Below are 20,780 nucleotides of genomic sequence, written 5' to 3'. Positions count from 1 at the left end.
TCATGCACGGCGAATCCCCTATCAAACGTCGCGAAACGCGTAAAATTTGGGTCGGCTCCGTACCGGTAGGCGGCGATGCACCTATCGCCGTGCAGAGCATGACCAACAGCGACACCAACGATGTGGCTGCCACTGTCGCCCAGATCAATCGTCTGGAAGCGGCGGGCGTCGATATTGTGCGAATTTCGGTACCGGACATGGACGCTGCCGAAGCTTTTGGCCGAATCAAGCAGTTGGTGAAAGTGCCGTTGGTGGCCGACATCCACTTTGATTATCGGATCGCCTTGCGCGTTGCCGAACTGGGCGTTGATTGCCTGAGAATCAATCCAGGCAACATCGGCCGCGAAGACCGTGTGCGTGCTGTTGTCAGCGCCGCCCGTGACCGTGGTATTCCGATCCGTATTGGGGTTAACGCCGGTTCGCTGGAAAAAGACCTGCAGAAGAAATACGGCGAGCCGACACCGGCCGCGCTGGTCGAATCCGCGCTGCGCCATGTGGAACATCTGGATCGTCTGGACTTTCAAGATTTCAAGGTCAGCGTCAAAGCCAGTGACGTGTTCATGGCGGTAGAAGCCTATCGGTTGCTGTCTAAACAAATCATCCAGCCGCTGCACCTGGGTATTACCGAAGCGGGCGGCTTGCGATCTGGCACCGTGAAATCCGCAGTAGGTCTCGGGATGCTGCTTGCCGAAGGAATTGGCGATACTATCCGCATCTCGCTGGCCGCTGACCCGGTCGAAGAGGTGAAAGTCGGCTACGACATCCTCAAATCGTTGCGCCTTCGTTCCCGTGGGATCAACTTCATCGCCTGCCCGAGTTGCTCGCGGCAGAACTTCGATGTGGTCAAGACCATGAACGAATTGGAAACGCGCCTTGAAGATTTGTTGGTGCCGTTGGACGTCGCGGTGATCGGTTGTGTAGTCAACGGACCCGGCGAAGCGAAAGAAGCGCATATCGGCCTTACCGGCGGTACGCCGAACCTGATCTACATCGACGGCAAGCCTGCGCAGAAACTGACCAATGACAATCTGGTGGATGAGCTTGAACGCTTGATCCGTCAGAGAGCGGCCGAGAAAGTCGAAGCCGACGCAGCGCTTATCGCGCGCGGCTAAACGTGCGGCTAATTTAGTTTTTAAGGATTTTTTGTGAGCAAGTCTTTGCAAGCCATTCGCGGCATGAACGACATCCTGCCGGATCAGACGCCGTTGTGGCGCTATTTTGAAAGTACGGTTTCGCGACTGCTGGATAATTACGGCTACCGTCAGATTCGTATGCCGATCGTCGAGTTCACCGAGCTGTTCAAACGCTCAATCGGTGAAGTGACCGACATCGTCGAAAAAGAGATGTACACCTTCGAAGACCGTAACGGTGATTCCCTGACCCTGCGCCCTGAAGGCACTGCCGCGTGTGTTCGCGCAGTGCTGGAACACGGGATTACCGGTGGTGGCCAGGTGCAAAAATTGTGGTACATCGGTCCGATGTTCCGCCACGAACGTCCGCAAAAGGGCCGCTATCGGCAGTTTCATCAAATTGGCGTCGAAGTTTTCAACCTTGATGGTCCAGACATTGATGCCGAGCTGATCGTTCTGACTTGGCGCTTGTGGGGCCTGTTGGGTATTCGCGGCGCCGTCAAACTGGAACTCAACAGCTTGGGCACCAGTGCCGCACGTGCCCGATATCGTGATGCCTTGGTGGAGTTTCTTTCAGCGCGCTTGAGCGAACTCGACGAAGACAGCCAGCGGCGGTTGAAGACCAACCCTCTGCGCGTTCTCGATACCAAAAATCCCGAGACTCAAGCGGTGCTGGTCGATGCGCCGAAACTGGTGGATTACCTCGACGACGAGTCGCGCATCCACTTCGATGGCCTCAAGGCACGTCTGGATGCAGCCGGTATTCCTTACGTGATCAATCCCAAGTTGGTACGCGGGCTCGATTACTACAGCAAGACCGTCTTCGAGTGGGTCACCGACCAACTGGGCGCCCAAGGCACTGTGTGTGCCGGCGGTCGTTATGACGGATTGGTCGAACAAATGGGCGGCAAGCCTACGACCGGCGTTGGTTTTGCAATGGGCATCGAGCGCTTGGTATTGCTCCTCGAGACACTCGGGCAGATCCCGGAAGAAATTTCGCGTCAGGTCGACGTTTATTTGTGTGCCTTCGGTGAAGCTGCCGAATTGGCTGCCTTGACGCTGACCGAACGTGTGCGTGACCAGTTACCGAACCTGCGTTTGCAGGTCAATGCCGGCGCTGGCAGTTTCAAAAGCCAATTCAAGAAAGCCGACAAGAGCGGTGCGTTGTACACACTGATCCTGGGCGACGACGAGTTGGCTCAGCAAGTGGTTGGTGTCAAACCCCTGCGTGGCCAGGGCGAACAACAAAATATTGCTTGGGATGCTCTCTCAGAGCACCTGGCCTCCTGCATTGTGCAGGGTTGAAGCTGATAAACAGCCGATTTAGCGAAAAGGAGTATTGGGGTGTCGCGTACCGAAGATGAAGAGCTGGCAGTGATGAAAGACTGGTGGCAGCGCAACGGCAAACCCTTGGTCACCGGCTGTCTGGTCGCGGCGATCTTGGTGCTGGGCTGGCAGGCTTGGCACAGGTATCAAACTAATCAGTCACAAGGCGCATCAATGCTTTATCAAGCATTGCTGGAAACCACGTTGACCCCAAACGGTCAGCCCGATGCCGCACGCGTTTCGGACATTGCCAGTAAGCTGAAAAGCGAGTTTGGCGGCACGGCGTATGCCCAATATGGCAGCCTGTTTGTCGCAAAAGTTGCGGTCGATACCGGCAAGCTGGATGATGCGGCGGCTGAACTCAAGGGCATAGTCGACAAGCCAGTGAGCGAGACATTGGGTGAAGTGGCGCGTCAGCGCTTGGCTCGCGTCCTGGCGGCACAGAACAAGGTTGCTGACGCCCTGAAGCTGCTTGATGGCGATGCTGACAAGGCATTCCTGGCCAGCCGCGAAGAACTTAAAGGCGATTTGCTGGTACAGCTAGGCCGTACCGATGACGCTCATGCTGCTTATGAAAAAGCCAAATCCGCGCTGTCTGAAGAAGCGGCGGTAGGTGGCCTACAAATGAAGCTCGACGACTTGGCGAAAGGGGATGCGTGACGTGATGCGTTGGAAACATGCAGCATTGCTGGCTCTGGCCCTTTTGGCCGCGGGTTGCAGCAGCAATGGTAAAAAAGAATTGCCCCCAGCCGAGCTGACTGACTTCAAAGAAGAAGTGGTTTTGCAAAAGCAATGGAGCCGCTCGATCGGTGACGGTCAAGGCGAGATCTATAACATGCTGACCCCAGCCATCGACGGTGAGCATATCTATGCTGCCGACGTGAAGGGCGTGATTATGTCGCTGGACCGCAATACCGGTGACGTGGTCTGGAAGAAAGACCTTGATTTGCCTGTTTCCGGTGCCGTTGGCACGGGCTACGGGTTGATCATGCTCGGTACGCTTAAAGGTGAAGTCGTCGTATTGGACGCCACTACCGGTGACATTAAATGGCGTGCCCACGCTACTAGCGAGGTATTGTCAGCGCCAGCTACTAACGGTGATGTCGTCGTCGTCCAGACTCAGGATGACCGTGTGATTGGCTATGACGCCGTTACCGGTAACCAGCGTTGGATCTACGAGAGCACCCCGGCACTCCTGACCCTGCGCGGCACTGGCGCCCCCATCGTCACCAACCACCTCGCGTTGGCCGGTTTGTCGACGGGTAAGGTTGTTGCTTTGGACACCAGCAACGGCGTGCCTATCTGGGAGCAGCGTGTAGCGATTCCACAAGGTCGCTCGGAACTGGATCGTGTCGTCGATATCGATGGCGGTCTGCTGCTGTCGGCCGGCAAGCTCTACGTCGCGACTTACCAGGGCCGCGTTGCTGCTCTGGACTTGGAAAGCGGTCGCATACTTTGGCAGCGTGATGCATCAAGCTACTCGGGTGTTGCCCAAGGGTTTGGCAGCGTTTACGTGAGCCTGGCAAACGGTACTGTTCAAGGCATCGACGAACGTTCGACGACCGCTCTCTGGAGCAATGACTTGTTGGCTCGTCGCCAACTGGGTGCGCCGGAAGTGTTTTCGAGCTACGTGGCGGTTGGCGACATGGAAGGCTATTTGCACCTGTTGAGCCAAGTGGATGGGCGTTTCGTTGGTCGTGAAAAAATTGACAGTGACGGCTTGCGCGCCCGTCCATTGGTGGATGGCGACACAATTTACGTGTTTGGTAACAGCGGCAAGTTGGAAGCCCTGAAGATCAAGCAGTAACTGTCTAAGCGTGAGGCCGCTGTCTATGCGTTGACGCATAGGGTCTCTCGTAACCTTGCTCCGGCAAGGCTCGCGGCACTTCAAGTGCCGCTCCGAACACCGGCCGCTGCTCTGCAGCGGCCTTTGTATTTTCTGAAATAACGAAGTGGAGAGCCGCATGGTTCCCGTAATCGCCCTGGTGGGTCGACCGAACGTCGGCAAGTCCACCTTATTCAACCGCCTGACCAGGACTCGCGACGCTATCGTCGGCGATTTGTCCGGTCTGACCCGTGATCGCCAATACGGTGAGGCCAAGTGGCAAGGGCGTTCCTACATTCTGGTCGACACCGGCGGTATCTCTGGTGATGAGCACGGCATGGACGAAAAGATGGCCGAGCAGTCGCTGCTGGCCATCGAAGAAGCCGATGTTGTGTTGTTCCTGGTAGACGCCCGTGCCGGTTTCACCGCCGCCGACCAGATGATCGGCGAACACTTGCGCAAGCGTGGCAAGCGTTCCTATGTAGTTGCCAACAAGGTCGACAACATCGACCCGGAAATGGCCCGCGCAGAATTCAGTCCGTTGGGCATGGGCGACGCAATTCCTATCGCTGGCGCACACGGTCGTGGCATCACGCAGATGCTGGAAATCGCCTTGGGCGATTTCCCGAAAGACCCTGAAGAAGAAATCGACGAAGAACACGTTGAAGAAGGTCAGGAAGCCAAGCGCATTCCAGGCCCGAGTGAAAAAGACGGCATCAAGATCGCAATCATTGGCCGTCCTAACGTCGGTAAATCGACACTGGTCAACCGCATGCTCGGTGAAGACCGGGTAATCGTTTATGACGAGCCAGGCACCACCCGCGACAGCATCTACATCCCGTTCCAACGCGGCGAAGAGAAATACACGCTGATCGACACCGCTGGTGTGCGTAAGCGCGGCAAGGTCCACGAGGAAGTTGAAAAGTTCTCGGTGGTCAAAACCCTGCAGGCGATCAAAGACTCCAACGTCGTGATTTTTGTGATGGATTCACGCGAAGGCGTGGTCGATCACGATCTCAACCTGTTGGGCTTCGTGCTGGAATCGGGTCGTGCGTTGGTTATCGCGCTGAACAAGTGGGATGGCATGACGCCGAGTGAGCGCGACTACGTCAAGGTCGAGCTACAACGTCGGTTGTTCTTCGTCGACTTCGCCGACATCCACTTCATCTCTGCTTTGCACGGCACTGGCGTAGGTAATCTTTACCAGTCGGTGCAGAACTCGTTCATGTCTGCGGTTACCCGCTGGCCGACTAACCGTTTGACCCAGATCCTCGAAGACGCCGTTAGCGAGCACGCCCCGCCGATGGTTGGCAGCCGCCGGATCAAGTTGCGCTATGCCCACTTGGGTGGTGCCAACCCGCCGTTGATCGTGATCCACGGTAACCAGGTTGAAAAAGTACCGAAGTCTTATGTCCGCTATCTGGAAAACACGTATCGCCGTGTGTTGAAACTGGTCGGTACGCCAATTCGGATAGAGTTCAAAGGCGGCGAAAACCCGTACGAAGGCAACAAGAACACGCTGACAGACCGTCAGGTCAACAAGAAGCGTCGGATGATGTCGCACCACAAGAAAGCCGACAAAAAGCGTAAAGATAAACGCTGATTGTGTAACGGAGTTTCTCAAGAAAGGCGCCAATGGCGCCTTTTTTTAAGCGCGCGGTATGGGCTATCCTGCTCTCTCTCACGCCGTCGTAGAGTCGGGTGCCAGCAAGGAAATAGCCGATGATCATCAGTAAATTGCCGAACGTCGGCACCACTATCTTCACCACCATGTCTCAGCTCGCCACCCAGACGGGTGCGATCAACTTGTCCCAGGGCTTTCCGGATTTCGATGGCCCGCAATCGCTGCGCGATGCAGTGGGCCGCCATATCGCCGAAGGCCACAACCAGTACTCGCCAATGACCGGACTGCCGGCGTTGCGCCAACAAGTTGCGGCCAAAATCGCCCGCAGTTACGGGCGTCAGGTCGATGCCGACACCGAGGTCACTATCACTCCGGGTGCCACTCAAGCGATCTTTTGTGCAATCCAGACGGTGATAAACCCCGGCGACGAAGTGATCGTGTTCGACCCGTGCTATGACAGCTATGAACCCTCGGTTGAACTGGCCGGGGGGCGTTGTGTGCATGTTCAGTTGAGTGCCAATGACTTCACAATCGATTGGCAAAAACTGGGCGAGGCCATCAGTCCGCGCACCCGGATGATCATCCTCAACAGCCCGCATAACCCAACGGGTGCGTTGATTACCCGTGATGAACTTGATCAACTGGCCGCTCTGATCGCCAACCGCGATATTTACCTGGTCAGCGATGAAGTCTATGAACACCTGGTTTTTGACGGGGTGAAACACGCCAGCGTTCTGGCCCATGAAGAACTTTATCAGCGCGCCTTCGTGGTCAGTTCGTTTGGCAAGACCTACCACGTCACGGGTTGGAAAACCGGCTACGTCGTTGCGCCACCGGCCTTGACTGCCGAGTTGCGCAAGATCCACCAATACGTGAGCTTCTGTGGTGTGACGCCGTTGCAATACGCGTTGGCTGACTTCATGGCCGAGTGCCCCGAGCACGTGGAAGAGCTACCTGCGTTCTATCAAGCCAAGCGCGACCTGTTCTGCGACTTGCTGGCACCCTCGCGCTTTACCTTCGACCGTGTGGGCGGAACGTACTTTCAGTTAGTGGATTATTCGAACATTCGTCCTGATTTGAATGACGTCGACATGTCGTTGTGGATGACCCGTGAGCATGGCGTCGCAAGCATTCCCGTTTCAGTGTTTTATCAGTCCCCGCCGCAGGGTCAGCGGCTGATTCGCCTGTGCTTTGCCAAACGCGAGGAGACGCTGCGTCAGGCAGCGACAAAACTATGCGCGATCTAAGCGAGTTACCTAATCTCAATGTTGCATTGGTTCAGACCACGCTGGTATGGCATAACCGCCAGGCCAACCACCACCATTTCGAGTTGTTACTTGATCAGGCCCTAGGCGCCGATTTGGTGGTGTTGCCGGAGATGTTCACCACCGGCTTCACCATGGAGTCCGAAGCTCAAGCAGAACCTGAGCAGGGGCCGACAGTAACTTGGATGTTGGCTCAGGCGAAAAAGCTTAACGCCGTGATCACCGGCAGCATCATCGTCCGTGCTGCCGACGGTAGCCATCGCAACCGCCTACTGTGGGCGCGACCCGATGGCGAGCTTCTGCATTACGACAAGCGCCATTTGTTCCGTATGGCGGGCGAGCACAAACACTACACACCGGGCGAGCGCCAGGTTCAATTCGAATTGAAAGGCTGGAGGATCAGGCCGTTGATTTGCTACGACCTACGTTTCCCCGTCTGGAGTCGCGACGCCCAAGACACCGATTTGCTGCTGTACACCGCGAACTGGCCGGGCGCCCGGCGCTTGCACTGGAACCGGTTACTGCCTGCGCGCGCCATCGAAAACCTATGTTACGTCGCGGCGGTTAACCGCGTTGGGGTCGATGGCAAAGGCTTCGCCTACACCGGCGACAGCCACGTGTTTGATTTTCAGGGAGAGAGTTTGTTGAGTGCGGGTGAGGCCGATGGAGTATTCCACGTCAGCCTGAACGCCGCCGAGTTAGCTGCCTACCGCACGCGTTTTCCGGCGAATCTGGATGCGGATGTGTTTGAGCTGCGATAGGTTTTTTTTCTGGGAGTCGAGAAGCAGCCGATGCGGTTTACCTGCAAACCGCGTCGCTCCATTCGCAGGCAAGCCTGCTCCCACAGTGTGATCGACTTATGAGTCTGTGGCTTGCCGACGAAGGCGTCCGCACAAGCGTCTGAATCTAACAGACAACAAATGGCCCCGAAGCGATCACTTCGGGGCCATTTTTATTTAAGGCGTTTAGATCAAGCCGCTTTGGCCTCGGCTTGGCACAGCGAACGGTTCAGTGCGCTGAACAGTGCACGGAAGCTCGCAGTGGTGATGTTTTCATCGACACCCACCCCATGCACCGCACGGTCGCCGTTAACGCGCAGCTCGATGTAGGCAGCGGCTTTGGCCGTGGTCCCTGCACCAATCGCGTGTTCGTTGTAGTCCATGATTTCCACGGACACCGGCAGACCGGCGACCAGTGCTTCAAGCGCGCCTTTGCCCTTACCGCGCCAGTGCTGAGTTTCGCCTTCACAATGAACTTCGGCATCGACGGCGCTGTTGCCATTCTCTTCCTGCAACCTGTGGCTGAGCAGGGCGTAAGGGGCGTTGGCTTGCAGGTATTCACGGTGCAGCAAGTTGTAGATCTGCTGCGCGCTCATTTCCAAGCCTAGACGGTCGGTTTCGCCTTGAACCACCTGGCTGAACTCGATCTGCATCCGGCGTGGCAGGCAGATGCCGTATTCCTGTTCCAGCAGGTAAGCGATGCCGCCTTTACCCGATTGGCTGTTGACCCGTATAACCGCCTCGTAGCTACGGCCGATGTCAGCCGGATCGATTGGCAGGTAAGGCACTTCCCACAAGGTGTCAGGCTGTTGCTGAGTGAAACCCTTGCGGATGGCATCCTGGTGCGAGCCAGAGAACGCGGTGTGTACCAGATCGCCCACATACGGATGGCGCGGGTGAACCGGAATCTGGTTGCACTCTTCAACGACTTTACGCACGCCATCGATGTCAGAGAAATCCAGCTGAGGGTTGATGCCCTGGGTATAGAGGTTCAGTGCCACAGTGACTAGATCGACGTTGCCAGTGCGCTCGCCGTTACCGAACAGGCAGCCTTCGACGCGATCCGCGCCTGCCATCAGGCCTAGCTCGGTGGCCGCAACGCCCGTGCCACGGTCGTTGTGGGTATGCAGGCTAATCAGCACGCTGTCACGACGGTTGATATGACGGCCGAACCACTCGATCTGATCGGCGTAAATGTTAGGTGTCGCCACTTCAACGGTGGCCGGCAGGTTAAGGATGACCTTGTTCTGCGGCGTTGGATTCCACACCTCTATCACCGCGTCACAGACTTCTTTGGCGAAGTCGAGTTCGGTGGCGCTGAAGGTTTCCGGCGAATATTCGAACGTCCACTGAGTCTCTGGCTGCTCGGCGGCAAACTTGACGAACAGTTTGGCAGCGCTAACGGCAATTTCTTTGACGCCGGCTTTGTCCTGATTAAAGACAATGCGACGAAACGACGGCGACGTAGCGTTATACAGGTGAACAATGGCTTTTTTCGCGCCGCGCAGCGATTCAAAGGTGCGTGCGATCAGGTCTTCACGGCCTTGGGTCAGCACCTGAATGGTGGTGTCGTCCGGGATGTGATTGCCTTCGATCAGGGTACGAACGAAATCAAAGTCGGTCTGCGATGCGGCCGGGAACGATGCTTCAATTTCCTTCACGCCCACTGCCACCAGCGTCTTCCAGAAACGCAGCTTTTTAACTGCATCCATCGGCTCGATCAGCGACTGGTTGCCGTCGCGCAAGTCGGAACTGCACCAGATCGGCGCCGTCGTAATAGTCTTCGACGGCCATGTACGATCAGGCAGGTCGATGATTGGGAATGCGCGGTACTTGGTCGACGGATCGTTAAGCATAGTCATGGGAAATCCTTTTGTGTCCGGGCCGGAAAAAGGCGGCCTACCGTTGAAACGAATGAGAGGGCTGAGGCATAGCGATTAGCGTGGCAGTCGTGCACTGACCAGGCTAAGGCAGCTGTGTTGGCGCAGCAGAATGAGGGTATTTGGCGTTTTCATGCCATCAACCGTAACCACTGGGGTTAACGTTGGCAAGCTGTGCTGAAAAATTGAGATAAATTCTCTATCTTTCGGTTTTTAAAGAATTTTGTAGCGCGACTTAGCAAAATTCTGCTTTGTTATTGCGCATCGACCCAGCGGGTCGCATGTTTCTGCGGTGGGTGGTTCTTAGGTGGAAGCGCCTGAAACGGTTTGGAAGGCATTAGGGCTGAAACTGCCCAATAAATATTGCCGGATCAACCCGTGCATCATTCAAGCTGACGTTCCAGTGCATATGCGGCCCCGTAGCCCGACCGGTTGAGCCCACGCGTCCCACCACACCGCCGCGCGGCACAACGTCTCCCACCTTCACGTCAATCTTCGACATATGGCAGAACATGCTGATAAACCCTTGGCCATGGTCAACAAAGACGGTGTTGCCGTTGAAGAAGTAATTGCCGGTCAGAATCACTTTCCCAGCCGCTGGCGATTTGATCGGCGTGCCAGCCGGTACCGCAAAGTCGAGCCCTGCGTGGGGATTGCGCTCTTCGCCATTGAAGAACCGGCGCACGCCAAACTTGCTGGATAGCGGTCCGTTCACCGGTTTGTCGAGTTGCAGATTGCTTGGAGTGCCCGGGCTAAAGCTGCGATAGGCTCGGATTTGCTCTGCAAGCTCAATGTCGATGCGCTTCAAGTCAGCCGGATTAGGGTTGACCTGACGTTGATTCTTTAGCGTGATGTGTTGCTCTGGGTACGCCTTGTTGCCGACAGTGAAGGGCAGGGTGTGTGTGCCGCTCGCGGTCTTTGCAGTGATTTGCTGGTTGCCAGGTTTGATCGTCAACGGCACGCCGATGATCGCCACCCAGTGGGCGTCTTGTTGTTTAACCACCAACACCGGTTTGCCTTGATAGCTGGCCTTGGGCGTTTGCGCGCTGGGACCGAGGTCAACCACGGCCACGCCACCGGGCACGGGTTTGTTCAGCAGGCGCGCGATGTAGCTGTCAGAAGCGGCGTGGGCGGGTAGAGCCAGCAGCAAGGCAATAATCGGTGCAATGAAACGCAGCATGTAGATCAATCCAAAAGGGAAAGGGTAACCGGCGCCAAATGGTTATCTTCGACCCGCACATGTAGTTCACCCTCACCCAGCCGTGCTTTCAAGCGCTGACCGTTATGGGTTTGTTCGGCGCTGCGAATGGCATGGCCGCGTTCATCAAGCAAAATGCTGTAACCACGGCTCAAGGTTGCCAACGGGCTGACCACGTGCAGAGTTTGGACCTGACTTTGCAGTTGTAAACGGCGGGTTTTAAGCGTTTCACGCATGGCACGCGGCAAGCGTTCGGACAAACCGTCCAACCGCTGCTTCAAAAACGCCAAGGTGCGTCCCGGATGTTGTGCGGCAAGTCGGGTCTCCAGATGGGCCAAGCGTACCGCGCGTTTGTGCGCGTGCTGTTCGAAGGCTCGACGTAGGCGCATGTCCAAATCATCCAGACGCTGTGCTTGTTGGCGCAGACGTTCGCCGGGGTGGCGCAAGCGTTGAGACATGCCTTCCAGGCGTAAGCGGTCTCGCATCAGCCGGTCCTGAATTCGCGCGACCAGTCGGCGTTTCAAGCTGTCGACCCGGCGATGCAAGTCGCTGGAGTCTGGTGCAAGCAATTCTGCGGCGGCCGATGGCGTCGGAGCGCGGACGTCTGCTACGAAGTCGCTGATCGAGACATCGGTTTCGTGCCCAACTGCGCTGACGATGGGCGTCACGCAAGCATCAATTGCGCGGGCCACGGCTTCTTCGTTGAAGCACCATAAGTCTTCCAGCGAACCGCCGCCTCGGGCCAGAATCAAGGCGTCGAAACCTCGTGCGTCGGCCAGTTTCAGCGCTCGGACGATCTGCGCAATGGCCTCGCGGCCTTGCACGGCAGTGGGGATCAACGTCAGCCGAACCTGCGGCGCACGGCGGCGGAACACGCTGATGATGTCGCGAATCACTGCGCCCGTCGGCGAGCTGATAATCCCGATGCGCTGCGGATGCAACGGTAGCGGCACTTTGCGCTCGGCGCTGAACAGGCCTTCGGCATTAAGCTTTTCTTTCAGCGCGTCGAAGGCCAAGCGCAGCGCACCTTCGCCGGCAGGCTCAACCGTGTCGAGTATCAATTGGTAGTCGCCACGCCCTTCGAACAGCGACACCTTACCCCGTACCTTCACCGCCAGGCCGTCTTTCAACACCTGCCGAACCCGTGCCGCGTTCTGCCGGAACAGCGCGCAACGCACTTGGGCGCCGCTGTCCTTGAGGGTGAAATACACGTGGCCGGAGGCCGGGCGCGACAGGTTGGAGATTTCGCCCTCCACCCAGATATTGCTGAACACATCCTCCAGCAGCACGCGCGCACGGCCGTTGAGCTGGCTAACGGTGAGGACTTCCCGGTCGAGGCCGAGTCTTGCGAAGGGGTCTTTAATCATGGCGGGCATGATACACGGAGCGGGTGGGATCGCTAAACCGGACCGTCGCACTGTCGATAGGTTGCTCAAGCTTGCTAAAGTCAGCCCCCCGGTATTCAGGACGCGAACCCATGGCCCTTTCCGATATCGCCACGTTGTTCGATCAGTTGGCCTTCTCGCCGCTGGATTGGCTGTTGATCGAATTGGGCGCGACGGCGGCGTACATCGTGTTTGGCATCGCCGGATTCGGCACCGCGCTAATCGCTGGGCCGATCTTGATCAACTTCATGTCTCTGTCGCGGATCATTCCGTTACTGGTGTTGCTGGACTTCATCGCCGCGTTCGGCAATCTGCTGCCCTCGCGCAAATCCGTGGTCAAAACCGAGCTGCTGCGCTTGCTACCCTGCATGGCGATTGGCTGCACCGTCGGCGTGGTGTTTCTGCTTAATTTGAAATCCAATGTGCTGCTGTTGTTGATGGGACTGTTCATCACCGTTTATGCGCTCTATAGCCTGTTGGTCAAAGTGCGCCCGGCGCAACTGGCGGCGGGGTGGGCGATACCAATGGGTACGGTTGGAGGATTGTTTGGGGCGCTGTTCGGCAGCGGCGGTTTTTTATATGCGATCTACCTCAACAGCCGCTTGACCTCCAAAGAGCAAGTGCGGGCGACCCAAGCCGCGTTGATCAGTTGCAGCACCATTGTCCGTTTAAGCTTGTTTCTGATCGCGGGCGTCTACGCTGACGTTTCTTTATTGATGTTGGCCGCCTGTTTGTTTCCGGCCATGGTGCTTGGTTCATGGGTGGGCCGCTCGCTGACCATGAAGCTGTCCCGTGAAGCCTTTGTGCGGTTAATCACCTGGTTGGTATTGGCCAGTGGAATTGCGCTGATTGCTCGCTACTTTTCCCTTTCGGCTGGCACTTGACCTGATGCTGCGAGGGATTAAGCTGCCGTGTTCTCAACGCGTCGCAACAGGCAGTACCATGAATTCGCAGAGCATTATTGTCCCGAAGATTTCTACGCTGGCCGTTCACGAGCCCCGGGCGCGGGCCATTTTACGTTGGTTAGTGCGCAAAAATATTGTTGAAGAAGCGCCGACTACCTGCGGCCGAAGCGGCAATCGCATGGCCCACGCCATTGCGCCGGGTGCGGCCAGCGTGGTGCTGCACCCCGAAGCGCTGCCTTTCAATGAGCCAATCAACGGGCTGGAAATCATCACCCATCGCTGCATCTACACCCCGGCTAAGGGATTTCTTGAAGAGGCGGGCTGCGCCGAATGCCGTAAAGAAGTGGGCGAGGCGTTATTTGAAAGCCTTGAAGACTGGATGCCGGGGCGCACCGACAACTTCGTCTGCCCGGAATGCGGGCACGAAGACGACATCAACGGGTTCTTGTTCTTGCAGCCCTGCGCGTTTTCCAACCTGGGCTTTATCTTCAATAACTGGGCAGAAGCCGGGTTCAAGCAGAGTTTCATCGACGAATTCGCTGACTGGCTCGACAGCCCGGTGGCCTGGGTCAAGGTTGAGCTTTGACCTCCACACCTCTGTAGAGCCAACTTGTTGGCGATGTCCGCTCTGACGCGGCTTGCCCGACAACTGCTCGCCAATAAGTTGGCTCCTGCAGGGGTGGGTTGCGGTCGTAAAAATAGCCTAAGGTTTACATTGAGCCGACAGGCATGTCTGGGTACAATAACGCGCTTCCAATTTCCCGCTCGGGAGCCCCCGCATGCTGCGTATCAGCCAAGAAGCTCTAACCTTCGACGACATTCTCCTCGTGCCCGGTTATTCCGAGGTACTTCCTAACGAAGTTAGTTTGAAGACACGTTTGACACGTGGCATCGAGCTGAACATTCCGCTGGTTTCTGCCGCAATGGACACTGTTACCGAAGCCCGATTGGCAATTGCCATGGCTCAGGAAGGCGGCATCGGCATTATCCACAAGAACATGACCATCGAGCAGCAAGCTGCCGAAGTGCGTAAGGTCAAGAAGTTCGAAGCTGGCGTCGTCAAAGATCCGATCACCATCGAGGCAGATGCCACGGTTCGTGACCTGTTCGAACTGACGCGCATGCACAACATCTCCGGCGTACCGGTGCTGCACAATGGCGACCTGGTCGGCATCGTGACGTCCCGTGACGTGCGCTTCGAAACCCGTCTGGATGCCACCGTTCGTGAAGTGATGACGCCTAAAGAGCGTTTGGTCACCGTACGTGAAGGCGCCGACAAGTACGAAGTGCGTGATTTACTGCACAAACACCGCCTGGAAAAAGTCCTGATCGTCGACGCTCACTTCGCGCTCAAGGGCATGATGACCGTCAAGGACATCGAAAAAGCCAAGGCCTATCCGCTGGCGAGCAAAGATGACCAAGGTCGTCTGCGCGTTGGCGCAGCGGTCGGTACCGGTAAAGACACCGGCGAGCGCGTTGCCGCATTGGTGCTGGCGGGTGTTGATGTGGTGGTGGTCGATACAGCCCACGGCCACTCCAAAGGCGTGATTGATCGCGTCCGTTGGGTTAAAGAAAACTTCCCTGAAGTGCAGGTCGTTGGCGGCAACATCGCCACGGGCGCCGCTGCCAAAGCGTTGGTTGCCGCTGGCGCCGACGCTGTGAAGGTCGGCATCGGTCCTGGCTCCATTTGCACCACACGCATCGTTGCCGGCGTGGGCGTGCCGCAAATCAGCGCCATCGCCAACGTTGCTGCTGCCCTTGAAGGCACGGGCGTTCCGCTGATCGCCGACGGCGGCATCCGTTATTCGGGTGACCTGTCCAAAGCCATCGTCGCCGGTGCTTCCTGCGTCATGATGGGCTCGATGTTCGCCGGTACCGAAGAGGCTCCAGGCGAAATCGAACTGTTCCAGGGTCGCTCTTACAAGGCTTACCGCGGCATGGGTTCGCTGGGCGCCATGTCCCAGGCCCAAGGCTCTTCCGACCGCTACTTCCAGGATTCTTCGGAAGGCGCCGAGAAGCTGGTGCCGGAAGGCATCGAAGGCCGTGTTGCTTACAAAGGCTCGCTGTCGGCTATCGTTCATCAACTGATGGGTGGCCTGCGCTCCTCGATGGGTTACACCGGCAGCGCCGACATCGAAGAGATGCGCACCAAGCCTGAATTCGTGCGTATCACCGGTGCTGGCATGGCTGAATCCCACGTCCACGACGTGCAGATCACCAAAGAAGCGCCGAACTACCGCGTCGGCTAAAAGCGCTGTTTAGCTGTTCCTGTGGGACCGAATTCATTCGGGAAAGCGACAACCTGGTCTAGCAGACAGACCCTGTTGTCCGCTTCCCGAATAAATTCGCTTCTACAGTTAATCCGGGGCTGCTAGCAGCCCCGTGTTGTTCCTGATTTTCCGACGAGAACGAGAAGAGTCATGGCCCTCGACATTCACGCCCACCGCATCCTGATCCTCGACTTCGGCTCCCAGTACACCCAACTGATCGCCCGCCGCGTGCGTGAGATCGGCGTGTATTGCGAACTGCATCCGTTCGACATGGACGACGAAGCGATTCGCGAATTCAACCCGCGCGGGATTATCCTCGCTGGCGGACCAGAGTCTGTTCATGAAGCCGGCAGCCCACGGGCACCCCAAGCGTGTTTCGACCTGAACGTTCCCATCTTCGGCATCTGCTACGGCATGCAGACCATGGCGGAACAGCTAGGCGGTCGCGTGCAAGGCTCCGAGATGCGCGAATTCGGTTACGCTCGCGTTGATGTCGTCGGCAAAAGCCGCATCCTCGACGGCATCGAAGACCACATCGACCTCGATGGCGTTCTCGGCCTCGACGTGTGGATGAGCCACGGCGACAAAGTGACTGAAATGCCGCAAGGCTTCCATCTGTTGGCCAGCACCCCAAGCTGCCCAATCGCGGGTATGGCTGACGATAAGCGCGGCTATTACGGCGTGCAGTTCCACCCGGAAGTGACCCATACCAAGCAGGGCGGGCGCATTCTGTCGCGCTTTATCCTCGACATCTGCGGCTGCGAAGCGCTGTGGACGCCGTCGCACATCGCTGACGACGCTATCGCCAGCATCCGCGCGCAAGTGGGTACCGACAACGTACTGCTCGGCCTGTCTGGCGGCGTCGATTCTTCCGTCGTCGCGGCCTTGCTGCACAAAGCCATTGGCGACCAGCTTACCTGTGTCTTTGTCGACAACGGCCTGCTGCGCCTGCATGAAGGCGAGCAAGTCATGGCCATGTTCGCTGAGAACATGGGCGTCAAAGTGATTCGCGCCAACGCTGCGGATCAGTTCCTCGGCAACCTGGCGGGCGAAAGCGACCCAGAGAAGAAGCGCAAGATTATCGGCCGCACCTTCATCGATGTGTTTGACGCCGAATCCTGCAAGCTGGACAACATCAAGTACCTGGCCCAAGGCACCATCTACCCGGACGTGATCGAGTCGGCTGGCGCGAAAAGCGGCAAGGCTCATGTGATCAAGTCGCATCACAACGTGGGCGGTTTGCCGGACGAGATGAACCTTAAACTGGTCGAGCCACTGCGCGAGCTTTTCAAGGACGAAGTTCGTCGCTTGGGTCTTGAGCTGGGTCTGCCGTACGACATGGTTTACCGTCACCCATTCCCAGGCCCAGGCCTGGGCGTGCGGATCCTGGGTGAAGTGAAAAAGGAATACGCCGACCTGCTGCGTCGTGCTGACCACATCTTCATCGAAGAACTGCGCAAAGCGGACTGGTACCACAAAGTCAGCCAAGCGTTCGTGGTCTTCCAACCGGTGAAATCGGTAGGCGTGGTCGGTGATGCGCGTCGCTATGCTTGGGTCGTCGCCCTGCGCGCCGTTGAAACCGTCGACTTCATGACCGCACGCTGGGCGCACCTGCCTTACGAACTGCTGGAAGTGGTCAGTGGCCGCATCATCAATGAAATCGAAGGCATCTCTCGCGTTACCTACGACGTGTCGAGCAAGCCGCCAGCGACTATTGAGTGGGAATGATCATTCGGTCTGCACTCTTTGGTGATATCTGAATAAAAAAAGCCCGGCGCATTGCGTCGGGCTTTTTTATTCAGTTCAAAACTGATGCCTCAACCCTTCTTCACAAACTCCGATTTCAGTTTCATAGCGCCGATGCCGTCGATCTTGCAGTCGATATCGTGGTCGCCGTCAACCAGGCGAATGTTCTTGACCTTGGTGCCGACTTTAACCACCAGTGACGAGCCTTTGACCTTGAGGTCTTTGATAACGGTAACGGTATCGCCGTCCTGTAGGGTATTGCCTACCGAATCCTTGATGACTTTGACGTCGTCAGAGACGTCAGTTGCGCTGTCAGCAGTCCACTCGTTGGCGCATTCCGGACAGACGAATTGGGTGCCGTCTTCGTAGGTGTATTCGGAATTGCATTTGGGGCACGGCGGTAAGCTCACGGCATTTCTCGCATCTGAAGATAATAGACGCAGGATTATAAGGGTTTTTGACCGATCAAGGTGCTGCGCTGCCTATTCCATCTTGTATTGCCCCTTACGGTGAAAGGTGCCGAAGGGAAATGACAATTCGTTTTTCGTGTGGTAATGACTGGCTCGTACCTGATCATTTAAAACTTAACGCCATCCCATTAAATTTTAGATATGCTTATGCATTTCCCGCACTAAGTTGTACGAATTTGTATTTTTTTCTGTGCCATTCAGATCGGCAAGTTTAGGGTTGTCAGCCGTCACGTCTAGCAGTTTTGTAATAGTGCATTAATAAATGGGGAGTATCTTGCTTGGTGTCAGTCGACCATAGCAGCATGTTAAATGTCATTGCTTAATCCGCATATGTATACAGCCACCTACAATTCATTTTTTTACATTGTATGCGCTAGACTATACTGACATTGCATCTTGCGGACGCATGCCTTCGTGCAGTTCTTTAATCCAGCTACGCACCATTGCTCATAGGGTGGCCATCACTCACAAAGGTGAGGCCATATCTACCTGCTTGAGTTATAGCGCTGCTAGTGGGGGGTTGCGCACTAAAGTTATCAATGCTTGAGGCTTCGAAACACTAAAAGTGCAGGTTTACAGAGTTCATGTGTTCAATAGTGCTGGCCTCAGTTTGTCATTTTTATCAGTCTGCAAAGCGGTGTCCCATCATAAAAAACTCACGATTGTGAGACGTTTTAGGGCTAAACGTGCACTCACTTGGACTAATTTACGAAAATTTCATGTATGCTATAGGAATTGATGAATAAACTGCATTTAAAGAAATACCCCAGACATACAGTTAAAGACCTTGCTGTATATCTGATGCTGATGAACTACACCTTCAGATGGCGCAGAGGGGGGCGGTTTCAAGGTAGATGGATCATGGCGATTTGATCCTGATGATATAAAGCAAGGGGTTGTTGCTCGCAATATGGTCCGAAAATGTAACAATAGTTGGGTAGGAATCAAAATGCAGTTTAGCGAGCTTATACATTTAGCAAACAAAGATAGTGACCATTCTTTAATACCTAAACACGTTGTTGAAGAAGCCTTATTGATTAGATTGGTTGAGCAAAAATTCCTTGATTTATTTTCAAAAGGTAGGGTCAATGGTACTGTTCATACTTGCGTTGGGCAGGAGTTTAGTGCAGTTGCAGTCGCCGGGCAATTAACTGAAGATGACTGGGTAACATCAAATCACAGGTGCCATGGTCATTTCATCTCAAAAACAAAAAATTGGCAAGGTTTAGTTGATGAATTAATGGGTCTTGAAAGTGGCGTATGCAAAGGCATAGGGAGTAGTCAGCATTTGTATGCGCAAGGGTTCATGTCTAATGGACCTCAAGCCGCATTAGTTCCTGTGGCAACAGGAATAGCACTGCATAAAAAATTAAATAAGCTTCCAGGCATCGCTGTATCCTTTATTGGCGAAGGTACTTTGGGGGAGGGGGTTCTGTATGAATCTTTTAATCTGGCATCGTTATATAAAGTACCGCATCTAATCGTTTGTGAGAATAATTTCTATTCCCAATCAACGTCACAAGCTGATGGCGTAGCAGGAAACATTAAAGAAAGACCAGAGGCTTTTGGTATTAGAACATTTGAAGCTGATACTTGGGATGTTACTAAATTGTTTAGAGTTGCTAAGGATGCAATTCAGTTTGTTCGCGAAGGTAATCCTGCTTTTCTCATTATAAGAACTTATAGACTAAATCCGCATTCCAAAGGCGATGACAATAGAGATGCGGATGAGCTAAATTTTTTCAATTCCAAAGATCTTTTGAATGTTTTCTTAGAAGATGAAGAATGGAGAAATGTTTCTAATGGGATTTCAATAAAAATAGAAAACCATATTAATAGTTCGCCAAGAAAAACGCTTCATTATAGTGATTATGCTAAGGACCAGTTGCCAAGAGATACAACGGCAAAGTTAGGGCAAGTCCTAAATCCAAAAATTAGAATGGTTCAGGCTCTAAACGAAGCGTATAGACAAACCTTGTTAGATGGATCATTTCATATAGGGGAAGATATAGCAGACCCTTATGGTGGTGCATTTAAAGTTACAAAAGGTTTGTCAACTGAGTTTCCTGATTACGTTAGGAATTCGTCTATAAGTGAAGCTGGTTTGATTGGGGTTGCAACGGGAATGGCGTTGATGGGTACGAAAAGTTTCGCCGAGATAATGTTCGGCGACTTCATGACTCACGCATTTGATCAGCTAATTAGTAATGCTTCAAAAATGCATCACATGTATGCGTTTCAGACATCAGTACCGCTTAGGATTAGAACGCCTATGGGCGGGAAAAGAGGATATGGACCTACACATTCACAGTCATTGGAAAAGCACTTGCTGGGAATTGACAATGTTGGAGTGATTGCGCTTTCTTCTTTGCTAAATCCAGCGCTTGTTATTGAGGAAACTAAGTATATTGATTGCCCATTGGTGATTTTAGAAAGCAAGAGTGACTACGGTAAGTTTTTATGGACTGATACTACAACCCATAGTGTATTTAGAGAGCAAAAGGCGTTTGGAGCCTTGAAATTAAGCCCCACAGGGGCCACTCCAACAATTACAATCGTCTCTTATGGTGAATCAGCCCGTCACATTGCAGATAATCTTGAATTATTTTTTTATGAGACAGATTATATACCTGAATTAATTTGTGTAACTCAGTTACATCCACTCGATATAAGTTTGATTGAGAAATCAGTCAATAGAACAGGAAACGTTCTTATTGTTGAAGATGGATCTATCAGTTTTGGATTTGTCGGTGAGTACGTTAGTGGAAAATAGTGCGCTTGTCCTTGTTCTTGATTTACCGGGGGGGGGGGGGGGGGGGGGGGGGGGGGGGGGGGGGGGGGGGGGGGGGGGGGGGGGGGGGGGGGGGGGGGGGGGGGGGGGGGGGGGGGGGGGGGGGGGGGGGGGGGGGGGGGGGGGGGGGGGGGGGGGGGGGGGGGGGGGGGGGGGGGGGGGGGGGGGGGGGGGGGGGGGGGGGGG

The 20,780-nt window shown here is 55.1% G+C and carries 16 protein-coding genes; 12 read left to right on the top strand and 4 right to left on the bottom strand.

Annotation, left to right across the window (positions count from 1 at the left end):
* Window positions 1–2: 2 nt before the first annotated feature.
* From ispG to RHM65_RS00050, 7 genes are all read left to right on the top strand, one after another.
* Entirely contained in the window at window positions 3–1,112 is a 1,110-nt protein-coding gene (ispG, locus tag RHM65_RS00080; RefSeq protein ID WP_322167970.1) for a flavodoxin-dependent (E)-4-hydroxy-3-methylbut-2-enyl-diphosphate synthase, read from the top strand.
* Window positions 1,113–1,145: 33 nt separating this feature from the next.
* Window positions 1,146–2,435 (top strand): histidine--tRNA ligase, encoded by a 1,290-nt coding sequence (gene hisS, locus RHM65_RS00075; RefSeq protein WP_322167971.1) that lies wholly within the window; start codon window positions 1,146–1,148, stop codon window positions 2,433–2,435.
* Window positions 2,436–2,474: 39 nt separating this feature from the next.
* Window positions 2,475–3,116 carry a tetratricopeptide repeat protein gene (locus tag RHM65_RS00070; RefSeq protein WP_322167972.1) on the top strand — a complete coding sequence of 214 codons (642 nt, stop codon included), beginning with the start codon at window positions 2,475–2,477 and terminating at the stop codon, window positions 3,114–3,116.
* Entirely contained in the window at window positions 3,109–4,263 is a 1,155-nt protein-coding gene (bamB, locus tag RHM65_RS00065; RefSeq protein WP_322167973.1) for an outer membrane protein assembly factor BamB, read from the top strand. The genes RHM65_RS00070 and bamB overlap by 8 nt, the downstream gene beginning before the upstream one ends.
* 157 nt (window positions 4,264–4,420) lie before the next feature.
* Window positions 4,421–5,884 carry a ribosome biogenesis GTPase Der gene (gene der, locus RHM65_RS00060; protein WP_322167974.1) on the top strand — a complete coding sequence of 488 codons (1,464 nt, stop codon included), beginning with the start codon at window positions 4,421–4,423 and terminating at the stop codon, window positions 5,882–5,884.
* A gap of 119 nt (window positions 5,885–6,003) precedes the next feature.
* Window positions 6,004–7,152 carry a pyridoxal phosphate-dependent aminotransferase gene (locus RHM65_RS00055; protein WP_322167975.1) on the top strand — a complete coding sequence of 383 codons (1,149 nt, stop codon included), beginning with the start codon at window positions 6,004–6,006 and terminating at the stop codon, window positions 7,150–7,152.
* Window positions 7,140–7,931 carry an amidohydrolase gene (locus RHM65_RS00050; protein ID WP_322167976.1) on the top strand — a complete coding sequence of 264 codons (792 nt, stop codon included), beginning with the start codon at window positions 7,140–7,142 and terminating at the stop codon, window positions 7,929–7,931. Before RHM65_RS00055 ends, RHM65_RS00050 begins: the two co-directional genes overlap by 13 nt.
* Before the next feature lie 209 nt (window positions 7,932–8,140).
* Here RHM65_RS00050 and leuA read toward each other — a convergent pair whose 3' ends face one another.
* The 3 genes from leuA to xseA form a co-directional block, all read right to left on the bottom strand.
* Window positions 8,141–9,811, bottom strand: a complete 1,671-nt coding sequence (gene leuA / locus RHM65_RS00045) for a 2-isopropylmalate synthase (RefSeq protein ID WP_322184143.1) — start codon at window positions 9,809–9,811, stop codon at window positions 8,141–8,143.
* A 355-nt stretch (window positions 9,812–10,166) separates the two neighbouring features.
* Window positions 10,167–11,009 carry a peptidoglycan DD-metalloendopeptidase family protein gene (locus RHM65_RS00040; RefSeq protein ID WP_322167977.1) on the bottom strand — a complete coding sequence of 281 codons (843 nt, stop codon included), beginning with the start codon at window positions 11,007–11,009 and terminating at the stop codon, window positions 10,167–10,169.
* A 5-nt stretch (window positions 11,010–11,014) separates the two neighbouring features.
* Window positions 11,015–12,394 carry an exodeoxyribonuclease VII large subunit gene (gene xseA, locus RHM65_RS00035; RefSeq protein ID WP_322185376.1) on the bottom strand — a complete coding sequence of 460 codons (1,380 nt, stop codon included), beginning with the start codon at window positions 12,392–12,394 and terminating at the stop codon, window positions 11,015–11,017.
* A 110-nt stretch (window positions 12,395–12,504) separates the two neighbouring features.
* On the opposite strand from xseA, the gene RHM65_RS00030 reads away from it, so the two are divergent.
* From RHM65_RS00030 to guaA, 4 genes are all read left to right on the top strand, one after another.
* Window positions 12,505–13,296: a sulfite exporter TauE/SafE family protein gene (locus RHM65_RS00030; RefSeq protein WP_322167978.1), complete on the top strand. Its 792-nt coding sequence runs from the start codon at window positions 12,505–12,507 to the stop codon at window positions 13,294–13,296.
* Between the two features lie 58 nt (window positions 13,297–13,354).
* On the top strand, window positions 13,355–13,903 hold the full coding sequence (locus tag RHM65_RS00025) for a sugar ABC transporter ATPase (RefSeq protein ID WP_322167979.1): 549 nt from the start codon (window positions 13,355–13,357) through the stop codon (window positions 13,901–13,903).
* A 193-nt stretch (window positions 13,904–14,096) separates the two neighbouring features.
* The gene (gene guaB, locus RHM65_RS00020) at window positions 14,097–15,566 is read left to right on the top strand and encodes an IMP dehydrogenase (protein ID WP_322167980.1); all 1,470 of its coding nucleotides are present in this window, start codon (window positions 14,097–14,099) and stop codon (window positions 15,564–15,566) included.
* A gap of 171 nt (window positions 15,567–15,737) precedes the next feature.
* Window positions 15,738–17,315, top strand: coding sequence for a glutamine-hydrolyzing GMP synthase (gene guaA / locus RHM65_RS00015; protein WP_322167981.1), 1,578 nt, complete (start codon window positions 15,738–15,740; stop codon window positions 17,313–17,315).
* An 89-nt stretch (window positions 17,316–17,404) separates the two neighbouring features.
* On the opposite strand, the gene RHM65_RS00010 is transcribed toward guaA, so the two are convergent.
* The gene (locus tag RHM65_RS00010; RefSeq protein ID WP_322167982.1) at window positions 17,405–17,743 is read right to left on the bottom strand and encodes a zinc ribbon domain-containing protein YjdM; all 339 of its coding nucleotides are present in this window, start codon (window positions 17,741–17,743) and stop codon (window positions 17,405–17,407) included.
* Window positions 17,744–18,752: 1,009 nt separating this feature from the next.
* On the opposite strand from RHM65_RS00010, the gene RHM65_RS00005 reads away from it, so the two are divergent.
* Window positions 18,753–20,576 (top strand): alpha-ketoacid dehydrogenase subunit alpha/beta, encoded by a 1,824-nt coding sequence (locus tag RHM65_RS00005; RefSeq protein ID WP_322184140.1) that lies wholly within the window; start codon window positions 18,753–18,755, stop codon window positions 20,574–20,576.
* Window positions 20,577–20,780 lie beyond the last annotated feature (204 nt).

The sequence above is a fragment of the Pseudomonas sp. CCI4.2 genome (assembly GCF_034350045.1).
GTDB lineage: Bacteria > Pseudomonadota > Gammaproteobacteria > Pseudomonadales > Pseudomonadaceae > Aquipseudomonas.
Note: the sequence above shows the minus strand (reverse complement) of the source record. Positions and strands in the feature narration are given on the sequence as shown.